Origin of the sequence: Alteromonas sp. 1_MG-2023, from assembly GCF_030547075.1 — a bacterium.
GTDB lineage: Bacteria > Pseudomonadota > Gammaproteobacteria > Enterobacterales > Alteromonadaceae > Alteromonas.
In genome coordinates, this window is record NZ_JAUOQH010000005.1 from 199114 (window position 1) to 218978 (window position 19865).

Genomic DNA, 19865 nt, shown 5'->3' on the forward strand with positions numbered 1-19865 from the left:
TCGAAAATAATAAAAAAAGGCTTTCTAAAAAGCCTTTTTTCGAATTTCTATATGCTACATAAAACCCACTGGTTTAAATTATTCTTGAGAATTTAACCAATCCATTTGATGGCCAGCGCGGCGCTTTCTATTCAAAATATCTTCAAGAAGTGGAGTAAGAATAAGCTCCATCGCTAACCCCATTTTACCGCCAGGTACTACTAGGGTGTTAATACGCGACATAAACGCGCCATCAATCATTTGCAGTAAATAAGGGTAGTCAACATGCTTCATTTCACGCCTAAAGCGAACCACAACAAAGCTTTCATCTTGGGTAGGTATTTCACGAGCACTGAAGGGGTTTGATGTATCTACAGTAGGTACACGTTGAAAGTTAACATGGGTTTGAGAAAACTGAGGCGTGATGTACTGGAAGTAATCATCTAATCCACGCACAATGCTGCTCATTACCGCTTCACGAGAATGGCCTCTATCGGTGGTGTCTCGAACAATTTTTTGAATCCACTCTAAGTTTACAATTGGCACCATGCCAACCAATAAATCCACATGCTTGGCCACATCATTTTCTTCGGTTTTTACCCCGCCATGTAAGCCTTCATAAAACAGTAAATCGGTATTTTGTGGTAAATCTTGCCATGGCGTAAAGGTACCCGGCATTTGATTAAAAGGCACGGCTTCATCGAAGGTATGCAAATACTGACGGAACTGGCCTGAGCCCGAACTACCGTATTCTCTAAATAAGGTTTCAAGCAACTCAAAATCGTTGGCCTTAGGGCCAAAGTAACTAATATGTCGGCCTTGCTCTTGGGCTTTGCGAATTTCGACTTCCATTTCAGGACGAGTAAAACGATGGAAGCTGTCGCCGCCAACCACAGCTGCGTTCACATTCAGGTTCCTGAAAATGTGGCGTATAGCATTGGTTGTCGTGGTTGTTCCTGCCCCTGACGAACCGGTAATGGCAATAATTGGATGTTTTACAGACATAGAAATTCGTTTGAGAAATGACGGGTACTAGTTATAAGCTGATGTGGGTAAAGAATCAAGACCACCCTCTTACTGAGAAATTGACTACAAGCACGAATTAGCGCTAACGTGGCGAAAATAAATAACAAAAAGCACAATCAGGAAGTGGCGATGGAATCTTTTCTACTGGGTATACTGACTTTAGTCGTCGTAGCGGGTGCAGTGCTATCCTTTCAACATGTGGGCAAGCTATCACGCATGCAAATCCATATTGAGCAATTGGAAAAACGCTTAAGGGTATTTGAGCAAAAATCTGCGTCTTCAAAGCCCTCTCCTCGCGTTGAAAGCATAACCGCTCCTAAACGCGACACCTCGGCTAATGATTTAGGGGGCGTCTCTAAACCTCGAGCATCGAGCAACCCGTCAAGGCCTCCTGCGCTTATTTCCTATTTTAAAAAGCATCAACAGGGGCTAGTTAACGCCATTAAGGATAACGGGTTATTATGGCTAGGCGGCTTAGTTTTGGCTGTGGGGGGCATTTTTCTTGCAAATTACGCCATTGAGTCGGGGTTCGTTTCAGCCAAACTTCGCGTGATACTCGGTGGCGTGTTTGGTGTTTCTCTGATGGTGGCCTCAGAATTTTTAGCACGTCATCGCATTCGCTTTTCTATTTATTCACCAGCGGTATGTGCGGCACTTGCCTCAGGCGGTGTGGTCACTTGCTACGCCATTACGCTAGTGGCCTTCAATTATTATGGCTTTTTATCGCCTTTCATTGCTTTTGCAACGTTAGCGCTTATTGCTTTAGGAGCGGTTTCATTGTCGCTCCGATTTGGCCCGTTGTTAGCATATGTTGGGATATTGGGGGCATTTGCCATTCCAGTGCTCGTTAACACCGGGGCGAATAATATTCCTTTGCTTTTGGCGTTTGTTAGCCTTGTTTCTTTATCTGGCGTGTGGGTGGCGCAAAAGGTCTCCGCGGTTTGGTTGTGGCGAGTGAGCTTTTTAGGGCAATTTTTATGGGCATTAGTGGGGCTATCAAGTACAGAGGCGAGCCATTTTGTTGCTTGGTTATGTTTTAGCGTATTTTCAACATACTTGTTTGCATTGGTTCGTACATTGGGGTGGTCATTAATGGCTACGCAAGATCAGGGAATGTCACTGAGAAGCATATTTTCTCAACGACAACAACTCGCGGCGATTTCACTGGTTTTAATCGTCATTCATGGGTTTCTGATTCAATACGGCAGCAATGAAAAAATATGGATTAGCGCCTTCACATTGGCCGCTCTACTGCTTGTAGCGCCTATTCGACACAGTGCTTTTGATCTGTGGCCAGCACTTATGTTGGTTGCTGGTTTAACACATTTTGCTATGTTAAGGCCAGCTGAAGGCCCAATAGATCTTAGTTTTATTCTTAGTGGAAAGTATCTGTTTTCTCAGCTGCTCGCGGTAGGGCTTTGCGTGTACGGGGGTATTTTAGCGAGAAAACACAATACGCATGACACCGCGCGACCTGCGTTTTGGCTCTATATGGTGGTCAGCCCAGTGGCGTTGTATGGGGCAAGTTATGCGCTAGCACCTAGCAAGGTCACCGATGTTCTCTATGGTATTTGGGCGCTTGAACTTGCGCTGATTGCACTAATAAGTGCCTTAGTCACGTTGAGAGTTAACCCTCATATAGAAAAGCTCTCTTATTCCGTGCTTGCCAATGCGTGTTTAACATTATGTTTCACCATGGTACTCGATGCAACAATACTATCACTGGCGTTGGCTATTCAAGTGGCTATGGTGAGTATACAAAGTGCAAAATATCGCGTAGCGCTACCCGACTGGTTGTTTAAAGGTTTATTGATTGCCGTGTTGGTAAGACTCACTGGCGCGCCATGGTTAGCGGATTATTCTGACGAATATATTTTTAGCATACATTGGACGGCTGTTGTCTATCCAGCGGTGTTTTTAAGCTTATGGTTAGCTCGCAATTATAACCCTTCGCCAACGTTAAAGGTGTGGTTGGAAGGCGCGCTATTACATGTTGTTGCGCTGTTTATTACCACCGAGCCTAGTTATTGGTTAACGGGGTCCTACCCAGAGCTATTCCTCGCTTCATACACGGAAAAAGTCTTTTTAGCCTTGGGGTGGGTCGCTCTCGCGGTAACTTATTGGCACCGAGCTTGTGTTGCTCAACAGTTGACTAAACTCTATCGTGTGGCGGGCTTTATCTTAATGGTAGGGGCTTTTTGGCTTCACTTAGATATATCAGTGGTGAATAACCCCTTTGTGTTCCCACAAAATACTGGGGGCAATGCAGTGCTGAACTATATGGCCTTACAATGGTTAGCCCCAGCATTACTGCTTAGTACCTTGTGGTTGCCACCTTGGTTTAGGGTATTGCCGAGCAGCGCTTCACAGATAAAAGCGCTAATTTCAGAGCCATGCTTAAAAGGTGTTGTGGTGATTTTCGGTCTGTTTTTGGTGCTTTATATTAATAGCATCATTCGGAGTCTTTTCCATCATGGACACGTTGAGTTTAGTTTAGGGTTAGGTCAAGCTGAGCAATATACCTACTCAGTGGTATGGCTTATTTTGGCGACCTTAACGATTTTCCTCGGTCAATACATGCATAAAGATATTGCAGTGAAATTTGGTTTTGGTCTGTTAACGGTTGTACTGCTGAAAGCCTTTATTATCGACATGTCTAGCCTTGACGGTTTATATCGTGCCCTCTCCTTCATTGGCTTGGGGTTAAGCTTGGTGGGAATAGGCTGGCTATTTCAGAAATTTAATATGGAATCGGATAGGCCTCGTGATCAAGCAAGCCCAGTGATGTAGTTGAGAATGGCTTCTATGTATGCGACTTCTTGTCGGCGTTAGGTTTTTGAGACGTGCTATGGTGGTGCTGAAGAAGCCGCACTATGAGTTGAGCTTCTTCTTCATCTAGGTCTAACAAATCGCGAACACGTTCAATGTGACCTTTATCGTGTTCGCTAAATTTTCCATCCTCTAGTACTGTGCGAACGGTCTCTTTAAAGCGGTCTCGTTTTAGCTGCATTTGGGCAGTAAAACTGGATGAAAGAATACCCGCTGGCAGTGCGTAGAAGCAAATACCTAATATAGTAATAAGACCCCCAAAAACTTTGCCTCCAGGCGTGATGGGAACAATGTCACCATAGCCAACAGTGGTCAGTGTTACCACCGCCCACCATAGCGAAGCAGGTATACTGCTAAATGCTTCTGGCTGTGCGGTATGTTCAATGTAGTAAATGCAGGTGGCCGCAATAACGGTAAACAACATCAGCACACTAAGTGCGGCAATTAATGCATGAGACTCGTTTCTTATAACAGTGACTAGCGTTTGCATCGAGCGTGAGTAACGGCCAAGCTTTAAAATTCGCAGCACTCTAAATACCCGCAATATCCGTAAGTCTAGAATAAAGAACATACTTAAATAAAAGGGCAATATGGCAAGCAAATCGACTAGCGCCATGGGGCTTTTCAAATAAAACCAGCGCTTCTGCCAAGGGGTATCTAATTGAGCGTCTTTTGATGATGTGAGAGCGGAAGTAGGGGCTGCACCGCTACTCCAAATACGAAGCGCATACTCAAGGGTGAATAGGCCTACAGAGACCACCTCTATTATATGTAGTTCAGCGGCCCACTCAGATGAAATATCCGGTACAGTAGATAACATCATGGTTACAACATTAAGCACAATAATAGCGACTAACGCGACATCAAATAACTTACTGGCTGTACGATGTGATGGGGCGTCTTTGTAAGAAGCTAAAATGTTGTAACAAGTGGTCTGAAGTGACATAAATGCCTTTGCGTTACAGGTGCTGTTTAATACTCTACCAAGAAATCGCGTGTAAGCAAAAATTCACGCTTCTAATTTAAGGATAAAATATGAAGGTAAACCATTGGCTGGTGGCAATTATATGTGCTGCAGCGGCTGAAACAAATGCAAATGCCGATGAAGCGATTTATACCTCAGCAGTGCCAACCATTGATGGGGTGGCTAATGAAGCGCTTTGGCAAGGTGACGATTGGTATCCTATGAATGAAGCGATCATTGGTGATACTCCTGCTGCCAGCGATTTTAAGGGGAAGTATAAGCTTCGTTGGAACGAAGATGCCTTGTACTTATTGGCCGAAATTCGAGACGATCATTTATCTGATACCTATGCCTCGCCATTAGAGCGCTATTGGGATGATGATTGTTTGGAAATATTTATTGATGCTGATGGCTCAGGCGGCGACCACTTCAACAACTATAATGCCTTTGCATACCATTTAGCGTTAGATAACCAAGTGGCGGATATCGGCCCTAGCATGGCTGCACAAAATAAAGGTGAAGCCGTGCCTCAGCTTTATAACGACCATGTTGATAGTGCATGGAAACGCCAGTCAGACGCGCCGTTTGTGGTGCACTGGGAAACCGCAATAAAAGTGTACGCTGATGATTATGTTCACGGTGAATCCAACACCCCTGTAACGCTTAAAAAGGGCATGAAGCTAGGTTTTATGCTGGCTTATTGTGATGCCGACGGAGGCGATAGAGAACACTTCATGGGGTCGCACCCTATTACTCCAATAGACGGGGATAAAAACCAAGGGTACAAAGATGCGTCTGTATTTGATGTGCTTGAGCTAAAGTAAGCACGGTTAATACAAACAAAAACGCCGCCTAAGTATTAGCTTGGGCGGCGTTTAAATGTGCTTTTATCCAGCGACTCTCTCAATAAGAGAAGAGATAAGAGGCTAAATAAGAAATCTATAAGAATTCTATTAGCGCTTAGTCGGCACTAGACTCACGGGCAATGGCACGGTAGCCAATGTCGGTTCTAAAATACGCATCTTTAAACTGAATAGTATTTACCAGCTCATACGCTTTCTGTTGAGCTTCAGTCACGTTATTACCCATGGCCGTGGCGCACAATACGCGGCCTCCATTGGTGACAACCTTCCCATCTTTTAATGACGTACCAGCATGAAAAACTTTGCCGTCTAAATCGGCGGCTTGCTCAAAGCCGGTAATTTCATCGCCCTTGTCGTAACTACCAGGGTAACCACCAGCTGCTAAAACAACACCAATGGCGGCACGTGTATCAAATTCAATCGTTTGGCTATCAAGCTCGCCCTTACAGGCCGCTTGGCACAAAGCCACGATGTCTGATTGTAAACGCAGCATAATAGGCTGGGTTTCTGGGTCGCCAAAGCGGCAGTTATATTCAATCACTTTGGGCGTACCATCAGCCATGATCATAAGCCCAGCGTACAAGAAGCCCATGTAAGGGTTACCTTCTGATGCCATGCCTTCAACCGTTGGCATAATCACTTCTTTCATCACGCGGTCGTGAATTTCTTGTGTTACCACTGGGGCAGGAGAATATGCACCCATACCGCCTGTATTAGGACCTTTATCGCCATTAGCAGCGCGCTTATGGTCTTGGCTGGTGGCAAAAGGAAGTACATTTTTGCCATCTACCATAACGATAAATGAGGCTTCTTCACCATCTAGGAATTCTTCTACTACAACACGACTACCGGCTTCGCCAAACGCGTTGCCTGCTAACATATCGCGAATAGCATCTTCTGCTTCTTGTAGCGTCATCGCAACAATCACGCCTTTACCTGCTGCTAGGCCGTCTGCCTTAATTACAATGGGTGCGCCTTTTTCACGCACATAGGCGATGGCAGGGTCAATCTCAGTAAAGTTCTGATATTCAGCGGTAGGAATATTGTGGCGAGCAAGAAAATCTTTAGTAAAGGCTTTTGACCCTTCAAGCTGCGCTGCAGCCTGAGTAGGGCCAAATATCATTAAGCCTTCGTTAATGAACGCATCTACCACACCTGCAACTAACGGCGCTTCTGGGCCAACAATGGTTAATTCAACATCGTTACCTTTAGCAAAAGACAGTAAACCAAGAATATCGTTTACATCAATTGCTACGTTTTCTAGTTTAGGCTCTATTGCCGTTCCTGCATTACCAGGGGCAACAAACACAGTTGAAACATCAGAAGATTGCGCCGCTTTATAAGCTAGCGCATGCTCGCGGCCACCGCCGCCAATTACAAGTACGTTCATTAACTATTCCGTTTTAAGGTTTTGATTTTACGACTTTGTTTTTACAAACTAGGCTTTTTAAACTTAAGCGTCATACGATTACTCTCGCCAATGGCAAGGTACTTCTCGCGATCTACATCTTTTAATTTAAGGCTAGGAGGAAGCGTCCATACACCGCGCGGATGGTCGGCAGTATCTTTAGCGTTCGCATTAATATCGCTGGCTTCTTCAAGCTCAAAGCCGGCTTTCTCTGCGGCAGCAACAACGAAAGAGCGCTTCATATAGCCACTTTTTTCCATTGCTGAATCATCAGCAGATTCTGGCAGTTCATGTTCAACCACACCTAGCACGCCACCAGGCTTAAGGGCTTTAAAGAAAGCACCAAAAGCGTTATCGATACCTTCGTTTCCTTGACCCATGTACCAGTTATGAATATTACGGAAAGTAAGTACCACATCGGCACTACCTGGCTCTGCAATATCAAGGGCTTTGGTTGGGTGGAAAGCGGTAACTTTCACGCCTTTATAGGGGGCATTGTCTTTTATTTTTTCGTTAAAGTTTGCAAGCGAGTTGCGGTAGTAATCACTAGATGATTCGTCAACATAAGCATGAGCAGCAATGTATTGCCCTTCTTTTTGGACCAAAGGCGCAATAATGTCGGCATACCAGCCGCCACCTGGAGAAATCTCAACTACGGTCATATCTGGCTTAACGCCAAAGAATCGTAATGTTTGTTGAGGATTACGGAATTCGTCACGTACTTTAGCTTGTGCTGAGCGGTGTTCGCTCATGGCTGCATCTGATATAGCATCGGCGCTAGCATAGGTTGCTGACATGCCTAGCGTGGCTGCGAGTACTAATTTGGCTAACTTCTTCATTGTTATTTCCTTATTATCATCGAGGGTAACGGCGATTACGTTAACTGCTAATACTGATAAACACCAGTTTCAGATTAAGCTTAACAACAAACTATTACACCTACCCGACACCCAACATGCTAAATCTGTACTCTGCCGTTTTGCTTTTTGTGGCTTAGAGCTCAAAGCTAAGAGCGAGAGCAGAAGGCATTCAAAACACGCGGTAAACCCATCCATGGGCGCTCTGCCACAGCATCCATGCTGTGGAAGGTTTCGAATGCCTTCTGCTCTCACTCCTCTCAACCGGCGTCATGCTTTTTAAGTGCGAGACCTGGTTGAATTTTTATTCAATTACAACTGTAGAGCCTAGCTATCAAAAGAGGTGAAGTGAATGTCAGTACTAAATCCTCTATGGTATGGATACCACAGCGGAGCCCTTCACCTATCTCTAACCAGCTTTCTGTTTCCAATGCACAGCACGCAATAAGCTAGCAAGATGCAGCGTGTATTTGCAGCGCTCTAGCGACACTTCAATACGTAATTGGGTATTAGGCTAGATGGTAAGTAGGTAGGAGTGATAAACCCTCTATGGCATGGATGCCATAGCGGAGCCCCCATGGATGGGTTTACGGCGTGTTTATCACACCTGCCTACTTACCTTCTTAGACAGCTAATACATCGTCTATTTTAATGGCGGAAGTGGCGCATGCCAGTGAACACCATGGCGATGCCGTGTTCGTCGGCTGCATCAATCACTTCTTGGTCGCGCATTGAGCCACCAGGCTGAATGACTGCTTTAATGCCAGCTTCTGCGGCAGCATCAATGCCATCGCGGAATGGGAAGAAAGCGTCTGATGCCATTACAGAACCTGCTACTTCTAGGTTTTCATCGGCGGCTTTGATACCTGCAATTTTGGCAGAATATACGCGGCTCATTTGACCTGCGCCCACACCTACTGTCATACCGTCTTTACAATATACAATGGCGTTAGATTTCACGTATTTCGCTACTTTCCAGCAGAACATCAAATCGCGAAGTTCGTCTTCAGAAGGCTTAAGCTTGGTCACTACTTGAAGGTCTTCCATTTCAACCATGCCGAAGTCGCGCTCTTGTACTAGCAGCCCGCCATTAACACGTTTAAAGTCGTAACCGTCGGTAAGTTGACCAGTCCAATCACCACACGCTAATAAGCGTACGTTTTTCTTCGCGCTAACAATGTCTTTTGCTTCGTCGCTAACCGTAGGTGCAATAATGACTTCTACAAACTGACGATCCACAATCGCTTGTGCCGTTTTTGCATCTAACTCGCGGTTAAACGCAATAATGCCGCCAAACGCAGAGGTTGGGTCGGTTTTAAAAGCGCGATCATAGGCAGACAAAATGTCTTCGCCAATAGCGACACCACAAGGGTTAGCGTGCTTAACAATAACGCAAGCTGGCTCTTCGAACTCTTTAACGCATTCCAAAGCAGAGTCTGTGTCGGCAATATTGTTGAACGACAATTCTTTACCTTGAAGCTGAGTAGCAGTAGACACTGACGCTTCTTGAATATCGTTTTCAACGTAGAAAGCAGCGCTTTGATGGCTGTTTTCACCGTAACGCAAATCTTGCTTCTTGCTAACTTGTACGTTGAACGTACGTGGGAATTCGCTGTGCTCATGCCCGCAGTCATCTTCGCAATCAGCGGTATCAATCCGTGCGCCAAAGTAGTTAGCAATCATGCCGTCGTACTCAGCGGTATGCTCAAACGCTTTAATCGCTAGGTCGAAGCGGGTTTTGTAAGTCAGTGAACCTTGGTTTGCTTCCATTTCAGCAAGAACGCGGCCGTAGTCGGCAGCTTTAACAACAATGGTTACATCTTTATGGTTTTTAGCCGCAGCACGAACCATAGTTGGGCCACCAATATCGATATTCTCGATAGCGTCTTCTAACGTGCAATCGTCGTTAGCCACTGTTGCTGCGAATGGGTAAAGGTTCACTACCACCAAATCGATTGGAGCAATGTTGTTTTCGTCCATTACCGCTTCATCAATACCACGACGAGCCAAAATGCCGCCATGAATTTTAGGATGAAGGGTTTTTACGCGGCCAGCCATAATTTCTGGGTGACCTGTGTGGTCAGACACTTCTGTTACTGGCAAGCCAGCTTCAGCGATGAGTTTAGCAGTACCGCCCGTCGACAGAAGTTCCACCCCAGCGTTATGCAGCGCGGTGGCGAAATCGAGGATACCGGTTTTATCAGAGACACTTAAAAGAGCACGTTTAATGGGTTTTGGTGTTTGCATAAAATATAGGCTTCAAAGTTAAGAGTGGTGAAACAAAAAGAGCACCTGTAGGTGCTCTTCGGTGGGCTAGGCCCGGTGATTTTAGTTCATGCCGTACTGCTTCAGCTTTTTGCGAAGCGTGCCACGGTTGATTCCCATCATGATGGCAGCGCGGGTTTGATTGCCGCGGGTGTAAGTCATAACTTCTTCCAGCAGCGGGGCCTCAACTTCGGCCAGTACCATTTCGTACAAATTATCGATGTTGGCGTTGTCCAATTGCTTGAGGTATTTATTTACCGCTTGCTTAACTGAGTCGCGAAGTGGCTTTTGCGCTTGGGTTTGAGAAGGCGTAGTTACTGTAGTAGTAAAAGGTGAAGTCACGTTTTGATCGAACATAATACTGTCTTGCTCTTAAGTTAGTCATTACTATGCTGCAGGAGAAATCTGTCGGGTTTCTCGATTCTGCAGCGCTTCAAAATAAGCGTTTAGTGCTTCAAGTTGCGCTGACGCATCCTCGATAGCGTTGAACGATTTACGAAATTGACGATCCGTATCGTGTTCCGAGAGATACCAGCCCACATGTTTGCGGGCAATTCTTACACCGGCGACTTCACCGTAGAAGCTTTGTACATTAGCGACGTGCTCGTGCAAAATCTCATACTGTTCAGACAATGGTGGTGGCGTTAGGTTCTCGCCAGTTTCTAGGTAATGCAGGATCTCTTTGAAGATCCAAGGATTTCCTTGAGCACCGCGACCTATCATCACACCATCTGCACCGGTATAATTCAGTACCTGTTGTGCTTTTTCAGGAGAGGTAATATCTCCGTTGGCAATTACGGGTATCGAAATTGCCGCCTTTATAAGACGGATAGTGTCGAACTCCGCCTCTCCTTTGTACATACAAGCTCGCGTTCTACCGTGAACAGCCAGTGACTGTATGCCGTTTTGCTCAGCAATGCGGGCTATCTCAACCCCATTGCGGTTATCGGTATTCCAGCCGGTACGAATTTTTAGTGTTACAGGAACATCTACAGCGTTAACCACTGCTTTAATGATTGATTCCACCGTACTCGGGTACTGAAGCAACGCGGAACCTGCCAGTTTCTTATTCACCTTTTTCGCTGGACAACCCATGTTGATGTCGATGATTTGCGCACCGTTCTCAACATTAAATTGTGCCGCTTGGGCCATAAGCTCTGGATCTGCGCCTGCAATCTGTACAGAACGAATACCTTCTTCGCCCTCATGATTCATTCGTGCTTGTGATTTTGCGGTATTCCATACCTTTGGATTGCTAGAAAGCATTTCCGATACCACAAGCCCCGCACCCATACGTTTACATAGTTGACGAAATGGACGGTCAGTCACGCCAGCCATTGGAGCCAGCATCAAATTGTTGTCTAACGTGTAGGAACCAATTCGCATATTTCGCCATCTAGAACTGCACAGAATTTATACACCCGGCTAAAACGGGGCGCTAAGTGTACGTGTTTTCGCAATACTTGAAAAGGCTAAAAATCGCACAAAATTTCACTCTATGGGCTTGACAGTGAAAAAAAACTGTAACATTAGCCATCTAACACTGTTTTGCCGGGTGAAATTTGTGCAAATTGCTTTAAGCCCCCGAATTGAAAGGCATTGAAAGACAAAAAATTTACATTTAAGCGTGTTTCTTTCCAGATACTCGCGCCCATTCTCCATCTATAGCGCTTTCATCAAGCGTAAAATCGCGAGTGTAGGCAGCTTCAATTTTGGTTACTTGTTCAGCAAGAATACCGGAAAGTACAAGTAAACCAGAGGGCTTACAGTAAGATGAAATAACGTCCTGAAGTTCAAGAAGAGGGCCAGATAATATATTAGCCATGACCACATCGGCCTCTAACGCGGGCTGGTCAGCCGGTAGGTAAACATCAAGCCTATCTTCAACACCGTTACGGCGTGCATTTTCTTGTGTGGCTTGAAGGGCTTGAGGGTCGATATCAATAGCTACTACCCGTTTGGCCCCCAGTTTTAGTGCTGCTAGAGCTAATATGCCCGAGCCACATCCAAAATCGACTACTAGCTTATCTTCTACGTCTATTGAATCTAACCAACGCAAACACAGTGCGGTAGTGGGGTGGGTTCCTGTACCGAATGCTAAGCCTGGATCTAACATCACGTTTACTGCGTCAGGCTCTGGTACGTCTCGCCAGCTAGGGCAAATCCATAAGCGTTTACCAAATTGCATGGGGTGAAAGTTATCCATCCACTCACGCTCCCAGTCTTTGTCTTCTAGTGGTTCTAGTTTGTATCTAAAGTCTGAACCCAATATACGCGCTTTGCCTAATCGTTTGATGATGGCTTTCATGTCATCGGTAGCTTCAAATAGGCCAACGACTTGCGTGTCTGGCCACAGCATAATTTCGCCGGGCTTGGGCTCGTACATAGGTGTGTCTTTCGCATCTACGTAAGTTACAGCTTGCGAACCGTTAGCGCTTAGCATATCACCAATTGATTCAGCATATTCTGAGGAGGTATTTATTCGTAACTGTAGCCAGGCCATATTCAAACATGTTCAAAGAGTTTGACGGTATTGTACCGCCTGCTTGGTTAAAGCGAAATATTAATACTAGATTACAGATTAAGTGCTGTCTCCCTATTTTCGACATCCGACTTATTAAAGTACTCGCGAATAGGTAAAGCGTACGAGCAAATCGGGCAATAAACGCTAATTTTTCTAAAACTTAAGTATAAACTTGATTCACTTACTTGTTGTTTTTAATAAATTTGATTAAAAATCAACCTTTTGGCGAATGGTCTTTTTTAACTTAATGCTTATAGTTACTGCGTCTTTCACCAACCTCATGGCTTATGCGTTATATAGCAATATTCTTTATATTTTTGTTTTCTCCTTACTTGGCTTTTGCAAAGCAGGTAGAGGTCGTCGTGGGTTGGACAAAAGCGCCTTATGTTATCGAAGAGAATGATTCGGGGTTTGAGGTAGAGCTGGTACGCGCTATCTTGCTAGAAATGGGGCACGAAATGATACCTATTTATGTACCTTTTGGTCGTACTGCCAGTTTTGTGCGCAGTGGAGAGGTAGATATGGGGTTAACCTTAAACCCCTGGCATGATATTGACCCTGCTATTCTTTCTAATAACTATGTTCATTATCAAAATGTAGCGATAACGCGTACCGACAGAAACTTGCAAATTAACCAAGTTAAAGACTTACTCGGTTATAGTATTATTGGCTTTCAAACAGCGAGTTCTGTGCTTGGCGACGAGTTTGGGAAATTGTTAGCACATCAGAAAAACTACATGGAATTGGCACAGCAAGATAGGCAGGTGCACTTGCTATTGCTTGGCAGTGTGGATGTCGCTGTACTTGATAGAAATATATTTGAACATATAAAAAAGGGATTACCTCAAGAAAAACAACACGACACTACCATTCACGAGCTATTCCCTGTGTCTTCTTACAGTGCGGCAATTCCAGATCCTTATCTTCGAAGCCAATTTAATCAAATACTGGCAAAATTTATTGAAGATGGGCGTTACCAGTCGCTGCTGGAGGAGTTCGGGTTATTTAACTTTTTGAGCGAAAAATCTTCAACATCTACCATCAACCCAAACCCTGTAAATTCGTATAATTGATCCCCCCGTTCAGCTAAACCTTTCTTTAAACGTTTTATTGTGAACATAGTACTGTAAATGTAGTGCTGTAAACCTAGCCTGCGCTAATAAGCTTCCCCAATAGTATTGACGTTTCAACCCAGTTTGTCGCATGCTGCATAGTGATCTTTCTATGCTCAACCATTCTATGCACATCTAAGCTGTTTTAATTTCAGACACTTGAAGTTAGCACGCTTATGTTTAAGCAGCTTTGTCACTAAAACTTATAATAGAAAAACTCGGGGATTAACCACATGAAGGCTACGCTATTTTACGCTGCCGTTATTTTACTCTGTACCGCATGCGCACCATCCCAACCAACCACAAGCAATGCTTCAGTTGCCAGCACAGATGAAGACGCTGGTAGGGCATCGGTTGAATTTTGGTTAGATAAATCTGCTGCAGAACAAGCGCAGGCCATAGCACAAGGTGAATTGTCATCTGAAGCATTGGTGAAAGGTTATCTTGCTCGAATCGAAAAACTTGATGGTGACGTCAATAGTATTTTAGCGCTCAACCCCAACGCCATTGAAGAAGCTAAAGCGGCTGATTTAGCACGTAGAAATAAAATGCGTAAAGGGCCACTATTTGGTTTACCTGTTTTACTAAAAGATAATATTGAAACCAGTGAGTTGCCCACTACAGCCGGAGCCATGGCGCTGGTTAATAACGATACAAAGCGAGATGCCCCTATTGTAGCCCGCCTTAAAGCTGCGGGTGCTATTGTGTTAGGTAAAACTAACTTGTCTGAATGGGCGAACTTTCGCTCTGAATCTTCTATTAGTGGTTGGAGTGCTGTAGGGGGGTTAACCCGAAATCCTCATATGTTGTCTCGAAGTGCGTGTGGTTCTTCGTCTGGTTCTGGTGCGGCTATGGCATTGCGCTTAGCGTCGCTAGCGGTGGGCACAGAAACCAATGGCTCTATTATTTGCCCTGCTTCAATGAACGGTGTTGTAGGCTTTAAGCCTACAGTAGGGCTGTTATCTCGTACGCATATTGTGCCAATTTCGTATACACAAGATACTGCAGGCCCCATGACAGCAAGTGTTGATGATGCATGGTTAATGGCTTCAGTGATGGCAGGTGTAGATACAAAAGATAGCGCAACTAAAGAGGCTAGCCAGCATAGGCTTAGTGCGCCGCAGCAAAGTATGTTAGCGACCGATTTAAAAGGCGTGCGCGTGGGCGTTGTGCGATATCGGCAGGGTGATAACCCCCATGTGCTATCTACTTATGAGCAGGCGTTAAATAGTTTGAAAGCAGCGGGCGCAGAATTAGTGGAAATTAGCGATTTCAAACAGCCAGAAACCTTTTGGGCAGACTCTTACCAAGTGTTACTCAGTGAGTTTCACTATTCGTTAAACGAATACTTAGAAGGCAGCCCCGCCGATATTCCTGTGCGCAGCGTGTCTGAACTTATCACCTACAACCAATCAAGCCCTCGAGAGCTTGCGCTGTTTAATCAAGATATTTTCGAAAAAGCAGCGGATACAGATGATATCAATAGCCAGAAGTACGCTTCGGCATTAGCATTGGTAAGAGAAACCGCTAGAGATAACGGTATTGATGCTTTATTGGCGGCACATAGAGTTGATGTGCTTGTAGCGCCCTCAAATAGCCCTGCTTTCCTTATTGACGGGGTATATGGCGATCATGCTCCAATGGGCTTCATTGGTATCGGCTATTTAGCCGCTGTTGCAGGTTATCCGCACCTTACTGTGCCTGCCGGTGAAGTAAAAAGCCTTCCCGTAGGAATAAGCTTTATTGGTAAGCAATGGGATGATGAAAAAGTACTTCGCATTGGCAGTATATTTGAAGCCAAGCATGGGGTGCATGTAAAGCCTAGCCTATTGCCAACCCGACTGCATAGCCCAGCACTATTAGAGGCCGTGAAGGGTCTATAGCTAGCTTAATTCGTTTATTCTAAATCACTTTTTTTAAAAGTATAAAAAAGCCCCAAGATCACTTCAAACCGACCTTGGGGCTTTTTCAATAACTGGAGTAACTAGCCTGGACGTTTAACCCAAGCACTACACCAACCGTTGGCGTTAACCAATTTATTTGGGAAAATGGCACATGGGCGGTGCTGCGCGCCGTCGGCACCTTGAATGTACATGCAATTGTTACATTTCGCGCCATCTACGGTAGAGGCAGCGGTATAGTTTAGCGCTTTCGCGCTTGGATCATCTGCTTGCAATTGTTCTTGCGCATTAGCACGTAACGCTACGCTACCTAATGTTAGGCCTATCAAAGAGGTACCTGACAATTTTAGGAAATCGCGACGGTTTACAGACTTCATAATTCTCTCCAATTGAGATAATAACGATAATGATTCTTTTTTACTCAGCGCTTAAAACGCAAAAACCTGCCGCGAGGCAGGTTTTGAATATTGATAATTATACTATAACCCGTGACGTTTGGATCGATCAAAAAGCAATAAAGATTTGTTGATCTAGATTAATCACTTTCACCTGAACACTGACTGAACCGCTAAAAAATCAATGCGATATAAACATAACTTGGCTTGATTCTAGTACCAGACGCAAATTATGAAATATTTTTTAATGAATACCGCATTAGTTAATAAGCCATTCATTAAAGACTTATTCGCTAAGGGCGTATTCGTTATGGGAGACTCTCTATCAAGTTTTGCTATCAGGTTTTAGGCTTTGCATACGGATATTGGGCTATCTTTTGAGTACTATGATAGCTATCTAACCCCGATACGCATGCGGTATGTAACGATTCAATATCGACATAGCCATTTTCATCAACAAACCCATTTTCGGCTATAACACTTTCTACAGCGCTAAACCCTGAAGCGCCGTTTACTGTAATACGATTTCCCGAAACAGCACGTTCGGAAATATTACTTCCCTTAATAAACACTTCTTGAATTTCGCCTATTACCATTTCGGTTTGATTACACAAGGTGAAGTGCTGCTCTACTTTTAGCCCAATATTTACTGCGCTTTCTTTAACATAAGGCGCGCTGAACGTGTCACTAAACCAAGGGGTTAAGCCAACCTCTTCAAACTCACTCACACCATTTTCGTATCGCGCCGATGTTTGATGGGCTTTGTCTGTCCAACTGGTGTGCACATGGTTTAAAGTGAAATTCCCTTGCTGCTTTATGTTTGAAAGAGAATCACGCTGTACGGTATGCGGACGCATAATGATGCCTAACAAAGGCGGGTTAGCACCAACATGCACCACAGAGCTTATGATGGCGAGGTTATTGGAGCGGCCATCTGTGCTGCCCAATAAACTTGCAGATTTAAATCCAGACAAGCTATTAATAAAATTAGCCCGATAGCGCTCGGGCAGTGCTTCAATATCCTGTAAAGAAAAATGGGTACCGCTACTAGGCATTTTCCTGCTCCGCAACAATACTCAAATCTTCACCTTGTTGGTAAACCTCAAGTTCAATAGGTTGGCAACATACTTGGCAATCTAATACCTGCACTTGGCCAACATCGTTAATCTCATCAATTTCTACATCATTGGCGGCCATGCAGTATGGGCAAGAGAATTCCATCGATCGAGTTAAGCTCATGTATTCCTCGTACGTGAATGTAGTAGTAACAATCATTACGAGTAAAGTAGGAAACTGGATTGACTGTCAGTGTAGTCAGCAAAATTATGGTAGCCCCTAACTGACTTCGCGTGGCCTTTCAGTGACGCTAAGAGGCTTAAATAAGCTTGAAGGGCCCCAAAGGGCTTGGATTAAATAAAAAGAGAAAAGGTTGAATAAAGGGGCTGTATAAATATACACTTGTTTGGGTATGAATTAGCTTGGTTCAGTTATGCGAAAAGATTTACCACCGCGATATTATTTAGCCCATTTTTTTGAGTTTTTAGCGTTCTTTGAAGGGGCGAATGCTGCGTTATTAAGTGATGAAGCCAACAGGTTTATAGAAAGCTTCAAACAGCTAGATGACGACAAGCAATGCATTGTAGTGCGTGCGGCTAATCGCAAGTATGCAGTTATTGATAGGTCGCAGTTTAGCTACGCAGAAATTGCCAACCCTCAGTATCAAATTGATGAGTTGGTGGATGCCAACTGGTTTGGCGACTTGCAGCATGCTTCATTGCAAGATATTGCAGGGGTTCTCACCAAAGACGCTATTTTAAAACTGCTCAGTGAATATGGCGCTACCCAAGGTTTGGCTTCATTAACCAAACCTGTACTGGTATCGCGTTTGGAAGCAAGTATTAATCAGCATGGCTGGCCACAAGGCTTAAGTGAGCATACTTATCTGGTCTGTTTGTTTGATGCGCCACTAAAATTCTTATTATTTCTCTATTTTGGTAATACCAAGGGTAGGCTGAATCAATTCTCTATGCGTGACTTAGGGGTAATGCGTACTCGCGGAGATTCGGTATCAGATACTACCCGTTTTGACAGCAAAGCCGATGCTGAAGCGGCATGGTTCTTTGCTAATCATATAGAAAAGCTTCCCTTCCTCTCTATTTCGCAAGCCAATACATTGGCCCAAGAGGCTTTCCCCAATAGTGATGGGGTATCGGCTATGTTCTATCGCGATCAATTTCTCTATGCGTTGGCGTTGAAGCTATTGGCAGAGTATCGAGAGCAGGCCCTTCTTTTATTGTCTAGCGCCGATAGCGACAAAGCGAAAGAAAAATGGATTAGAGAGAGCTATAAAGACGGCAATGTGGACAATGTTAAAGAAGCGCTAGAACTTATTATCGACTCACCGCCATCCGATACATTGCTGGCGTTCGCAGAAGATTTTTACGCTAGGAAGTACCATAAAAAGCGCACCAGTGCGGTGACCGATATGCTCAGAAATGCCAGCCGTACTATTGATATTGACGTTAGTCAGAATCAACAAGTAGAACGCGGCGTTTTAGCTCACTATAAACGCTTGGGAATTGCGGGGTGGCGTACAGAAAACCGATTATGGCGCAGCCTGTTTGGGCTGACCTTTTGGGCACAGTTGTATGAGGAAGATACCTTAGTCACTGAGTTTGATAGACGACCATTATCACTGAAGCAAAACAACTTTTATGCCCGTTTTGGTAGCAGTATTGAAGCCTTATTTGAACGGTTAGATAGCAAAGATAAGTTTCGTCACCACGTTCACAAAATGGCGACCGCACACTATGGAAAAGTGAATAGCTTATTCATGTGGAGTAGCCATCTGTTAGAACCTATCGATGCACTCATTAAACACGGTGACCTAAGCGCTATTGTTAGCCTTCTACGTATGATGAGTGAAGATTTTGCCTCTTTAAGCGACGGCTTCCCTGACATTATGGTATTCGATGAAAAATTACGTTTTGAAGAAGTGAAAGCGCCAGGAGATCAGTTAAGACGCAACCAACTGGTGTCTATTCAGCGTTTGCAGCGAGCAGGGTTTGATGTTGCCGTTACTACGGTAAATTGGCATCGTGATCCAAACCAGCCTTACGTGGTGGTTGATATTGAAACCACAGGGGGCAACAACAGTTACAATCGAATTACCGAAATAGGCATGGTAAAAATTGTTGCAGGCGAGGTGGTGGATACCTACCAAACCTTAATTAATCCGCAGCGAAGAATTCCGGCTACCATCACACGTCTTACTGGTATTTCGGATGATATGGTGGCTGATGCGCCGCTGTTTGTAGAGGTGGCAGCACGTATTGCCAACTTCACCGATGAGGCCGTATTTGTGGCCCACAATGTTAATTTTGACTATGGCTTTATTAAGCATGAATTCGCACGGTTAGAGCTACCGTTCAAAAGACCTAAGCTTTGTACGGTAAGAGAAATGCGAAGGGTTAATCCTGGGTTACCATCGTACTCCTTAGCGAATCTTACTCGGCATTTTGATATTAAGATGGATCAACATCACCGAGCGCTCTCCGACGCAAAAGCGGCCGCTGCTTTACTTGATATCATTCTAACGATGTCTGTCGAAACGATTAAATAAATGTAAGGTTACATAAGGCTAGGTAAGGTGAACATTTTTTCTATATTGGCGTAGAAGTAGTGTTAAATAACAAGAGCCAGCAGCATGCAATATATCGAAGAGCAACATAACGAAGAGCGT

Annotated in this window: 16 protein-coding genes; 5 read left to right on the forward strand and 11 right to left on the reverse strand. The window is 44.5% G+C overall.

Features of this window, described 5'->3' with window-relative positions; translation table 11 throughout:
• Positions 1-78 precede the first annotated feature (78 nt).
• Entirely contained in the window at positions 79-984 is a 906-nt protein-coding gene (locus Q4561_RS07510) for a phosphoribulokinase (protein ID WP_013786634.1), read from the reverse strand.
• 150 nt (positions 985-1134) lie between these two features.
• On the opposite strand from Q4561_RS07510, the gene Q4561_RS07515 reads away from it, so the two are divergent.
• Entirely contained in the window at positions 1135-3795 is a 2661-nt protein-coding gene (locus Q4561_RS07515) for a DUF2339 domain-containing protein (RefSeq protein ID WP_303458776.1), read from the forward strand.
• Positions 3796-3808: 13 nt separating this feature from the next.
• Here Q4561_RS07515 and Q4561_RS07520 read toward each other — a convergent pair whose 3' ends face one another.
• Positions 3809-4780 (reverse strand): ion transporter, encoded by a 972-nt coding sequence (locus Q4561_RS07520; RefSeq protein ID WP_303458777.1) that lies wholly within the window; start codon positions 4778-4780, stop codon positions 3809-3811.
• An 89-nt stretch (positions 4781-4869) separates the two neighbouring features.
• Between Q4561_RS07520 and Q4561_RS07525 the strand changes: the two genes are divergently transcribed.
• Entirely contained in the window at positions 4870-5622 is a 753-nt protein-coding gene (locus Q4561_RS07525) for a sugar-binding protein (RefSeq protein ID WP_303458778.1), read from the forward strand.
• A 136-nt stretch (positions 5623-5758) separates the two neighbouring features.
• On the opposite strand, the gene purD is transcribed toward Q4561_RS07525, so the two are convergent.
• From purD to prmA, 6 genes are all read right to left on the reverse strand, one after another.
• Positions 5759-7051, reverse strand: a complete 1293-nt coding sequence (gene purD / locus Q4561_RS07530; protein ID WP_303458780.1) for a phosphoribosylamine--glycine ligase — start codon at positions 7049-7051, stop codon at positions 5759-5761.
• Between the two features lie 41 nt (positions 7052-7092).
• On the reverse strand, positions 7093-7908 hold the full coding sequence (locus Q4561_RS07535; RefSeq protein WP_303458781.1) for a class I SAM-dependent methyltransferase: 816 nt from the start codon (positions 7906-7908) through the stop codon (positions 7093-7095).
• 666 nt (positions 7909-8574) lie between these two features.
• Positions 8575-10173, reverse strand: coding sequence for a bifunctional phosphoribosylaminoimidazolecarboxamide formyltransferase/IMP cyclohydrolase (gene purH / locus Q4561_RS07540; RefSeq protein WP_303458783.1), 1599 nt, complete (start codon positions 10171-10173; stop codon positions 8575-8577).
• Between the two features lie 81 nt (positions 10174-10254).
• Positions 10255-10548 (reverse strand): DNA-binding transcriptional regulator Fis, encoded by a 294-nt coding sequence (gene fis / locus Q4561_RS07545; RefSeq protein ID WP_012520109.1) that lies wholly within the window; start codon positions 10546-10548, stop codon positions 10255-10257.
• A gap of 30 nt (positions 10549-10578) precedes the next feature.
• Entirely contained in the window at positions 10579-11577 is a 999-nt protein-coding gene (gene dusB / locus Q4561_RS07550) for a tRNA dihydrouridine synthase DusB (RefSeq protein ID WP_303458785.1), read from the reverse strand.
• A gap of 235 nt (positions 11578-11812) precedes the next feature.
• A complete protein-coding gene (prmA, locus tag Q4561_RS07555; protein ID WP_303458786.1) occupies positions 11813-12694 on the reverse strand; it encodes a 50S ribosomal protein L11 methyltransferase in 882 nt (293 codons plus the stop codon).
• A 383-nt stretch (positions 12695-13077) separates the two neighbouring features.
• Between prmA and Q4561_RS07560 the strand changes: the two genes are divergently transcribed.
• Positions 13078-13788: a substrate-binding periplasmic protein gene (locus tag Q4561_RS07560; protein ID WP_368411524.1), complete on the forward strand. Its 711-nt coding sequence runs from the start codon at positions 13078-13080 to the stop codon at positions 13786-13788.
• Between the two features lie 272 nt (positions 13789-14060).
• On the forward strand, positions 14061-15710 hold the full coding sequence (locus tag Q4561_RS07565) for an amidase (RefSeq protein WP_303458789.1): 1650 nt from the start codon (positions 14061-14063) through the stop codon (positions 15708-15710).
• A gap of 101 nt (positions 15711-15811) precedes the next feature.
• Here the strand turns inward: Q4561_RS07565 and Q4561_RS07570 are convergent, their stop codons facing one another.
• From Q4561_RS07570 to Q4561_RS07580, 3 genes are all read right to left on the reverse strand, one after another.
• Positions 15812-16105 carry a high-potential iron-sulfur protein gene (locus Q4561_RS07570; protein WP_303458791.1) on the reverse strand — a complete coding sequence of 98 codons (294 nt, stop codon included), beginning with the start codon at positions 16103-16105 and terminating at the stop codon, positions 15812-15814.
• A 356-nt stretch (positions 16106-16461) separates the two neighbouring features.
• Positions 16462-17178, reverse strand: a complete 717-nt coding sequence (locus tag Q4561_RS07575) for a flavin reductase family protein (protein WP_303458792.1) — start codon at positions 17176-17178, stop codon at positions 16462-16464.
• Positions 17171-17362, reverse strand: coding sequence for a CPXCG motif-containing cysteine-rich protein (locus Q4561_RS07580; protein ID WP_303458793.1), 192 nt, complete (start codon positions 17360-17362; stop codon positions 17171-17173). Before Q4561_RS07580 ends, Q4561_RS07575 begins: the two co-directional genes overlap by 8 nt.
• Positions 17363-17612: 250 nt before the next feature.
• Between Q4561_RS07580 and Q4561_RS07585 the strand changes: the two genes are divergently transcribed.
• A complete protein-coding gene (locus Q4561_RS07585) occupies positions 17613-19745 on the forward strand; it encodes an exonuclease domain-containing protein (protein WP_303458795.1) in 2133 nt (710 codons plus the stop codon).
• The last annotated feature ends 120 nt before the right edge of the window (positions 19746-19865 follow it).